The following is an 8,726-nucleotide window of genomic DNA, read 5'->3' on the forward strand; positions in this document are numbered from 1 at the left end:
CAATAAATAATTAAATGTTTTTAATTTGATTTTTAATTGAATTGATAGGAATTTTTCTTTTTTGAGTTTTTAATGAATTATATGAGTACCGCCCAGTAGGGTATGAAGGAGAAAATAAAATTGGTGATTATTTTCGTTTTATTGTCCCTAGTATTTATGCCTCGATTGAAGATATTCCTGAAGATTTAAGAAAATATGTTGTAGTCTCTGATAATATTGATTTTACTAAAGATAGATTACTCGATAATAATAAGATTAATGATTATTTTACTCGTATGTACTCAAAATAATTTTAGTTACTAAATTTTAATGAGAAAATTATTTAATCCAAAAACTATTGCTTAATATGACAATTAGGTGATGGTTTTTTATTTAACGATAATTATCTAAGTTGTTTATAAAAAGGGAAGTAAAGATGATTATAAACTACTGAATGACAGGAATTAATCAATGGAAAATAATTAGCTATTCAATTAAAAATGCATCTTCAAAGAATATTAGGTTTAATATTACTGTAATTGAGGAGTAGTTAATGATTATATCGAAGGGCTATAATTTATATTCGGATATTTACTTTAATTATGATTACTATATTATAGTAACTATCTCGGGATGCTATATCCACTTTATGGATTTAAAAAATGGATATAACGTTTTATCTAAGAATATCACTGATGATAAGTTAGGTCATTATTCAAAAATTTCTTTAATTAATAGTAGAAAAATAGAAAGTAACTCACAAGAATTTAATGAGATATATAATAATAAAAAATCTTATTCAGAGTGGGTGAAAAAAATAATTAAAGAATATAGTTATAAAAATAAAACAGCTCTATTTGAAAATATGAACTTATGTGGTTTAAGCTTTATAGGTAATGAAATTATTATTAAGCCTCAAAACCATTTACGTATGGATCATTGGGTCGGCGAGGGAATACCTGATAGTGCAATTATTACATTAAAAAGCAATTGTAGTGACGAGGTTTTAGGTGCCTCAATAAAAGAAGCTTTTACACGTTGTATTAGTCGTAAAGTTTAAATGGATACTAAATAAAATCATCTTATGCTAATTATATGTAAGGTGATTTTTTGTTATATGAGTTTATTTATGAAAAATAACCAATTAATAAATTATTTACATTCTGTCTATCCAGAGCTTCCTATCAATATTCATAAAATAAAGGGGTATTCTGATGATGAGATAAGAAAAATTGAACGTTTATATCGTATTAATGTAACAGAGCAATTATATGATTTTCTAAGTTGTATGGGGCGTTGCAGTGGTGGTTTCTTTGGTGATTCCTCGTTGTTATTTTACCGTAATAGTTTCTCTGTTAGAGATCATGTACAGTTTCAAATAGGTAGTTGTTCTGAGCTTTGTGGCATACAAAAACACGATTTATTAGATCAAAAACCTTTCTTTTTTTCGATAGAGTCAGAAACGCAACATCTATTTTTATTAACTTATTCAGATAATCCAAATAAAGTCTATCAGTATGATGAAAATGAAGAAGTGATAAAAAATACTCATTGGGATTTTAATGGTTATCTAAAATATTTAATAAATAAATCAACAAAAAAGAATATAAATAATATTTTAAAATATTATTTTGTTGGTGAGATGATTGAAGTTTAATGATGTAAAATTATATAGTTTAAATGGGTTTTAAATAAAATCACTTTATGCAAATTATATGTAAGGTGATTCTTTGTTATATGAGTTTATTTATGAAAAATGTTCAATTAATAAATAGTTTACATTCTATCTATCCAGAACTTCTTATCAATATCTATAAAATAAAGGGGTATTCTGATGATGAGATAAAAAAATTGAACGTTTTATATCGTATTAACGTAACAAAACAACTATATGATTTTCTCAGTTGTATGGGCGTTGCAGTGGTGGTTTTTTGGGATGATCCTCTCATTATGATGCTAATACAGGTGAATATATTAGTGTAAAGACATTAAATACCCAAACAGCCTCAAGGATTGAAAATCCAAAATCAATAGAAAATACATTAAATACATATATTTCAACTATGGATAAATATAGTGGTGATGGGCGTGGAACTACAGGAATTTCTAAAAAAGATGTGAAATTAAAAACATTAGAATTAGGAGTTCCAGAAAAAACCACTAGAGAACAATGGGATGCTATTAATGATTCTATCAAAAATGCATCATCAAAAAATATAAAAGTTAATATTACGATTATTGAGGAATAGTATATGTTTAAATTAAAAAATAATAAATTAAGAGCAAGTGTTTATTATAATGATGCTTATTATATTTTATTAACTTTTTCTGGTCACTCTATCTATATAATGGATCTAAAAAAAGGCTATAAAGTTTTACCTAATGATATTCTTGATGAAGAATTAGGTTATTATGCAAAACTCGCTCTGATTAAAAGTGAGCAAATTAAAGGAAATTCAGAACAGTTTCATCAAATGTATAATGATAAAAAATCTTATCAAGACTGGATAAAAAAAATAATCAAACAGTATGATTATAAAAATAAAACAGCACTTTTTAATAATATGAATCGATGTAGCTTAGATCTTACAGATGATGAAATTACTATTAGTCCTCTAAACCATTTACGTATGGATCATTGGGTCGGCGAGGGAATACCTGATAGTGCAATTATTACATTAAAAAGCAATTGCAGTGACGAGGTCTTAGGTGCTTCAATAAAAGAAGCTTTTACACGTTGTATTAGTCGTAAAGTTTAAATGGATACTAAATAAAATCACTTTATGCTAATTATGGATAAGGTGATTTTTTATTATATGAATTTATCTATGAGTAATAATCAATTAATAAATGATTTACATTCTATCTATCCAGAGCTTCCTATCAATATTCATAAAATAAAGGGGTATTCTGATGATGAGATAAAGAAAATTGAACGTCTTTATGATATTAAAGTAGCTGGTCAGCTATATGACTTTTTGAATTGCATGGGGCGTTGCAGTGGTGGTTTTTTTTGTGATTATTCATTGTTATTTTATCGATATAATTTTTCGGTTAGAGGACATGTACAGTTTCAAATTGGTACACGTAATGATCTATGTAACATAAAACAATTTAATTTAATTAAAAAGAAACCTTTTTTCATCTCTATAGAGTCAGAAACCCAATATTTATTTTTATTAACTGATTCAGATAATCCAAACCAAGTTTATCATTACGATGAAAATGAAGAAATAGTAAAGGAGACAGAGTGGACACTTTATCAATATTTAAAAAAATTAATCAACACCGAAACTAGAAAATGTGTAAAAAAGCATTGTGTTACAGGCGAATTAATTAATATATGAAGATAACTGTAATAGTAATTTACTACTATTAATTATATAAGGGTGAATAATTTTTATGAAAAACAATCAATTAATAAATAATCTACATTTAATTTACCCCGAGATTTCTATCAATATTCATAAAATAAAAGGATATTCTGATGATGAGATAGAAAAAATAAAACGTTTCTATGATATAAAAATAACAGAACAATTATATAGTTTTCTAAGTTGTATAGGGCGATGTAGTGGAGGGATTTTTGATGATTCATCTCTTTTATTTTATTGCCATACATTTTCTGTTAGAAATCACATTCAATTTCAAATTGATATGTGTGAAAGGTTGTGTAATATACAACAGCATGACTTATTAGATCAAAAACCTTTCTTTTTTTCAATAGAATCAGAAAATGAATATTTATTTTTATTAACTGATTCTGATAATCCAAATAAAGTTTATCAGTATGATGAAAATGAGGAAGTGATAAAAGATACTCATTGGGAATTTAATGATTATCTAAAGTATTTAATAGATAAGTCAAAGAAGAGGAATATAGATAATATTTTAAATGATGATTTTATTGGTGAGTTGATCGAAATTTAATAATATGAATTCATATGGTTTAAATGGATAATAAATAAAATAACCTTATTCTAATTATGTGTAAGGTGATTTTTTATTATATATATAATATTTTTTAATAATTGTAAGTAATCAAATAAAAAATAGAATTATCTTAGCTGGTTTTATTTTTTAATAAAACTAATCATGTTAATAATTAATAAAGAATTGCAATCCTATGATGTAATATCAGAAGGCATAACTTTCAGAGTATATTTAGATAAAGAAACGAAGATGGTTACTAATTTCCATCCTAAGTAGGAGCGTTATTGATGAAATATTTATTTGAATTACCCTATGAAAAGAGTGAGCCTAATTGGACTATAAAAAGTTATTTTGATCTTATATATAATGATGGTTGCTTTTTAGATGCTGTTTCTAATATTGTTCAAAAAGAATCTTTTGTCCTCGATGGAATATATTGCTTTTTCCCAGATATGAATAGCCCTGATGTATCTGATCATTTTTTAGGTGTTAAGTTTGGAGTAGGATATCCTCTAAAAGATAAAGATATTGTTATTGTAAGCGAAGATACTTGTTATCAATTTATTAGATTATCTTGTGAAAAGTATTTGTTAATGCATCCTGAAGATAAGATAAAAATTAAAATATTGCTATCAAAAAATAGATTAAATCACCTTAGTTTATAAATGAAAAATCATTTACGTATGGATCATTGGGTAGGTGAGGGAATACCCGATAGTGCAATTATTACATTAAAAACCAATTGTAGTGACGAGGTTTTAGGTGCCTCAATAAAAGAAGCTTTTACGCGTTGTATTAGTCGAAAAGTTCAATTATTCGGGATTAAATTCGTAATTATTTAAATACTAATGAGTTGATTGTTAATGACTAAAAATGAAATATATATAGATATGATGTATTGGATTTTACCCCAATTAAGAAATATTCAATCTAGAGGAATGATAGCAAAAGAAAAATATAAATCTTGTTATTATGAATTACAGTTAATTCATAATTTACCTAAAAAAATACTTAATCAAAATTTTGATGAAAGTGATATTTCATTTTTAAATTTTCAAGCTAAAACATATACTGAGAAATGTAGTTCAAAAATAAGTATATTGTATGATTGCAATGTAAAGTATATCAAAATGTTATTTGATTTAGTTCCTAATGAATTACGTAACCAATTACGATAGGATGGATCTATTATCTAGAATTTTTTATAATGTTATTCATAAATTAAAGGAAAAAAGATGATGGATTCTAACTTTAAAATCGATTTTGTAAGTGACAATAAATATGAGAATATTACTGTTGAAATTTCATATAAAAAACAAATACTTTGTCAATTAAATAAAGATAATGGAGCCGATAAAATAGAAATTGAATTTTTTAATGATAGTCGGTGTTTAAGTGAAAATGTGAGGCATAAATTTAATTTAGATAATTTTATGGCCATTTTGAATAGTGCCAAATCAGATTTAATTAATTCCTAATGTTATTCCGTTTCCTACTTTAAAATATGAGCCTATGCGGTTTAAGTGTTGTAGGTAATGAAATTATTATTAAGCCTCTAAACCATTTACGTATGGATCATTGGGTCGGAGAGGGAATACCCGAGAGTGTAATTATTACATTAAAAAGCAATTGCAGTGACGAGGTTTTAGGTGCCTCAATAAAAGAAGCATTTACGCGTTGTATTAGTCGAAAAGTTTAAATGTATTATTTCTACTGATATTACTAAATAATTACTCTAAGAAATAGAACTAATTAGTATTAGCAATATATATAGTTATTTTCTGCCATGTTAAATATAAAAAATAATCAATCAGTAAAGGAATATATATGTATAGCTTACGTTTTTTTATTATTTTATTTTTATTTCTACCTTATTTGCTATTTTCTTTTGTCTATGCAACGGATAAGCCTTTATTGATAAATAATGAAATTAATCCATTGTCTATAGTTAGGAACCATGATCGTGTGAATTACATGGTGTCATTAACAGATAATAGTGGAGAAAAAACTCAACATTGGCATTCTGTTGATTGTAAGCAGAATAAGGCTCCGCTTTTATATAAGGATGTATTGAATGAAGAAGGGCTAACCAAAGCTCGCTATTACGGTAATAATTATCTTCGTTATGCACCAGCTCAAGACAATAAGCTGATGACAACAGAAGATATCCGCATGGTTTGTCAATTTCCAATAAAAGAATCGCGATGGGAAAGGTTATCTGACACGTCTATCGGCGGTATGACTAACCTTGTTGATACTAATAGTATTCAGCATATTGGCGACATATTATCAGTACGTACAGGATATGATTTTGCAGAAACCATCTGGGAACCACCTTATGATGCACCTCTTGAGCTAAAGATTGAGCACTATTTATATAATTGTAAAACTCATCAGGGCGACGCTGTAGTTGCAATGAACCTAGATCGTGAGGGGTACATTACTGATTCGCTGATCACTGATGATATTATTCGTCGTAAAAATAGTTTCAAAATAGATCTTCAAATGAGACAACTTTTCAATCAATTATGTCAGTTACCAGAAGGAAAAACGTTCACTGCTGAGGGACACTTTGTACCTGCTATTAATAAGCCTGTATCAACATTGATGGGGCCAACAATGCCCAATTTAAGTAATAATAATCCGCAATGGCTTAATAAATATCCACTTTCTACAGGAATTAATAATCAAACTCAATCATTGATAAAACCATGGGCACTTCCTCGCTTTAAACAGATCCGTTATACCATAGTAAGCGAATACGGTAAGGTCAATGTACAGTTGGATGCCCAATCGGATGGTTATATACGTAATCTAGAAGATTATGGTATCTGGACAGTACAACGTTTAATGTTGGCTAATCAGTTACAATTAAAGTTTGTTATGTCTATCAGTCATGATATTTCACTACTCCGTAAGTTGCAGACAGATCTGCAATTTCCATTAGTCGTTGGCCAACAATATCAAGCACAGTGGGAAAGTATTGATTCTAAAAAAGAAGTAATAACTTCATCAATACGTTGTAATGTGTTAAGCGAAGGAGATGCAGGTAGTATAGCATCTGAGTTTAGTGGAAAATATCTGTTAGTTCAGTGTGATGAAACTCATGAAGGACAACAGAAAATCAGTAGCAAACAAGCTTGGTTGCAAGATTTTAACGTTTTTGTTCCAGTTACCATGCAAGTAGGTGATAGACTAGAAAGCTCAGTAAAACTGGAAAATATTAATGTAATACGTTAATCAGAAGTTTATTAGAATAAATTTGATTTATGTAAATATTATTTCCAATTAAAAACCATCACTTAATATTATTTCTAAAATAATAACTAAGTGATGGTTTTATTTTTTATTTAAAAGCAATCATATTAATGATTAACACAGTGTTGCGACAATCACCTGATCAGCATTAAATAAAGCGGTTACGCTGTCATTAATATGCAGTTTTTGCTCTTTAACATGCTGATTAGAACAGGTGGCACAGACTTCTTGTCCGCCTTCTAATGTCACCACCAATTCACTGTTTTCACTGCCCGTCTCAATTTGAGTGAGTGTGCCTGAAAGCGCGTTGTCATAATGTTGCGTTAAAGAGGCGCCTTTTTCAATATTGACCCAAGGTGCCTTAATTAAAATCAGTACTTCTTTACCTTTTTTAAGCCCTAGGCGATCAGCACTTTTTTCTGTTAGTGCCGCACGAATAATGGTCTTTTTATCAGCAAGTTGAACATTAACATGTTGTTGAACTTGAAGGTTATCACGCTCAATAATGGTGCCGAAAAACTGGTTTCTGGCACTGGTTTGTAATGAAAAACGAGAAATAGCCGCTAAAAGGCTATCCAGAGGGAGTGAATCATCTTTCAATACATCAAAGGCTTTTTGCTGGATTTGACCTAACAGATCGTAAAGTTGTAGTAAGCGCTCGCAATAATGAGTGAGAGTTGCACCTCCGCCACCTTTACCGCCTGTTGCTCTATCAACAAGAAGCTCGTCTGCGAGTTGATTCATTTCATTAATGGCATCCCAAGCACTTTTATAACTAATGCCCGCCATTTTTGCCCCTTGGCTAATTGAACCCGTCGCCTTGATCTGTTTTAACAATGCTACGCGACGAGGATCGGCAAAGAGCTTATCTTGAAGTTTAAGAGTTAATAATATTTCTGCTTGCATAATGATAGGCTTCTTCTTTTTTTGTGTGTTTATCGCATTTTTTGTGCCGACACAAAGCGATAATTCTCTAGAATATATACATCTATAGCGTTATTATTCGTCATTCGTGAAGAAATGCCAACTCTGGCTTTCCGAATATACCATGATAAAGAGGTTATCATGCTTGAATTGTTGAAAAGTTTAGGGTTTGCTCTCTTGATGGTACCTGTTGTAATGGTACTGATTATGGGCATTATTTATGGTTTAGGTGAAGTGTTTAACTTGATTTCACCAAGTCAGCCAAAAGCAGACAAAAAATCATAATTTCTCCCTCCCTGATTTAGAATAGCCCTTTATCTTGAAGGGCTATTTTTTTACTCACGATACTCGTCATACTTCAAGCCATAGCCGTTGTTGACTTCACTCTTTCGCACTGATACTCGTCATACTTCAAGCCACAGCGTTGTTGACTACGCTCATTCGCACTAGTCACATACTTATGTATGCTCCTAGCGACTCATTCACTTGTCGCCTAGCTGTAACTTGAATTATTTAGAGTATCTACTTGTTATACTTTAAGTTGTAGATTGTTTGTCACTTGTCGCCTAGCTGTAACTTGAATTATTTAGAGTATCTACTTGTTATACTTTAAGTTGTAGATTGTTTGTCAC

General features: G+C 29.3%; 14 protein-coding genes and 1 pseudogene. 14 read left to right on the forward strand and 1 reads right to left on the reverse strand.

Features of this window, described 5'->3' with window-relative positions; genetic code table 11:
* The first annotated feature begins 532 nt into the window (after positions 1-532).
* From ABN217_RS05010 to ABN217_RS05070, 13 genes and pseudogenes are all read left to right on the forward strand, one after another.
* Entirely contained in the window at positions 533-1,039 is a 507-nt protein-coding gene (locus ABN217_RS05010) for a contact-dependent growth inhibition system immunity protein (protein WP_502935121.1), read from the forward strand.
* A gap of 69 nt (positions 1,040-1,108) precedes the next feature.
* Positions 1,109-1,636, forward strand: a complete 528-nt coding sequence (locus tag ABN217_RS05015) for an SMI1/KNR4 family protein (RefSeq protein WP_349459148.1) — start codon at positions 1,109-1,111, stop codon at positions 1,634-1,636.
* Positions 1,637-1,728: 92 nt separating this feature from the next.
* Positions 1,729-1,962, forward strand: a complete 234-nt coding sequence (locus tag ABN217_RS05020; RefSeq protein WP_349459149.1) for a hypothetical protein — start codon at positions 1,729-1,731, stop codon at positions 1,960-1,962.
* A complete protein-coding gene (locus ABN217_RS05025; RefSeq protein ID WP_349459193.1) occupies positions 1,953-2,228 on the forward strand; it encodes an endonuclease toxin domain-containing protein in 276 nt (91 codons plus the stop codon). The genes ABN217_RS05020 and ABN217_RS05025 overlap by 10 nt, the downstream gene beginning before the upstream one ends.
* Positions 2,229-2,231: 3 nt before the next feature.
* Positions 2,232-2,738: a contact-dependent growth inhibition system immunity protein gene (locus ABN217_RS05030; RefSeq protein WP_349459150.1), complete on the forward strand. Its 507-nt coding sequence runs from the start codon at positions 2,232-2,234 to the stop codon at positions 2,736-2,738.
* A gap of 69 nt (positions 2,739-2,807) precedes the next feature.
* Positions 2,808-3,326: an SMI1/KNR4 family protein gene (locus ABN217_RS05035; protein WP_284551529.1), complete on the forward strand. Its 519-nt coding sequence runs from the start codon at positions 2,808-2,810 to the stop codon at positions 3,324-3,326.
* A 55-nt stretch (positions 3,327-3,381) separates the two neighbouring features.
* Complete coding sequence (locus ABN217_RS05040) at positions 3,382-3,909, forward strand: hypothetical protein (protein ID WP_349459151.1); 528 nt, start codon at positions 3,382-3,384, stop codon at positions 3,907-3,909.
* 290 nt (positions 3,910-4,199) lie between these two features.
* A complete protein-coding gene (gene cdiI / locus ABN217_RS05045; RefSeq protein ID WP_349459152.1) occupies positions 4,200-4,577 on the forward strand; it encodes a ribonuclease toxin immunity protein CdiI in 378 nt (125 codons plus the stop codon).
* A 6-nt stretch (positions 4,578-4,583) separates the two neighbouring features.
* A pseudogene (locus ABN217_RS05050) lies at positions 4,584-4,754 on the forward strand (contact-dependent growth inhibition system immunity protein); the annotation flags it as partial.
* A gap of 21 nt (positions 4,755-4,775) precedes the next feature.
* On the forward strand, positions 4,776-5,090 hold the full coding sequence (locus ABN217_RS05055; RefSeq protein WP_349459153.1) for a zinc ABC transporter substrate-binding protein: 315 nt from the start codon (positions 4,776-4,778) through the stop codon (positions 5,088-5,090).
* Positions 5,091-5,147: 57 nt separating this feature from the next.
* A complete protein-coding gene (locus tag ABN217_RS05060; RefSeq protein ID WP_349459154.1) occupies positions 5,148-5,390 on the forward strand; it encodes a hypothetical protein in 243 nt (80 codons plus the stop codon).
* A 26-nt stretch (positions 5,391-5,416) separates the two neighbouring features.
* A complete protein-coding gene (locus tag ABN217_RS05065) occupies positions 5,417-5,611 on the forward strand; it encodes a contact-dependent growth inhibition system immunity protein (protein WP_349459155.1) in 195 nt (64 codons plus the stop codon).
* Positions 5,612-5,739: 128 nt separating this feature from the next.
* Positions 5,740-7,152 carry a hypothetical protein gene (locus tag ABN217_RS05070; protein ID WP_349459156.1) on the forward strand — a complete coding sequence of 471 codons (1,413 nt, stop codon included), beginning with the start codon at positions 5,740-5,742 and terminating at the stop codon, positions 7,150-7,152.
* Between the two features lie 132 nt (positions 7,153-7,284).
* Here ABN217_RS05070 and modE read toward each other — a convergent pair whose 3' ends face one another.
* Positions 7,285-8,076 (reverse strand): molybdenum-dependent transcriptional regulator, encoded by a 792-nt coding sequence (gene modE, locus ABN217_RS05075; protein WP_349459157.1) that lies wholly within the window; start codon positions 8,074-8,076, stop codon positions 7,285-7,287.
* A 159-nt stretch (positions 8,077-8,235) separates the two neighbouring features.
* Between modE and ABN217_RS05080 the strand changes: the two genes are divergently transcribed.
* Positions 8,236-8,379, forward strand: coding sequence for an AcrZ family multidrug efflux pump-associated protein (locus ABN217_RS05080; protein ID WP_071788544.1), 144 nt, complete (start codon positions 8,236-8,238; stop codon positions 8,377-8,379).
* Positions 8,380-8,726 lie beyond the last annotated feature (347 nt).

Source organism: Proteus sp. fly-1067, assembly GCF_040139345.1.
Taxonomy (GTDB): domain Bacteria; phylum Pseudomonadota; class Gammaproteobacteria; order Enterobacterales; family Enterobacteriaceae; genus Proteus; species Proteus vulgaris_B.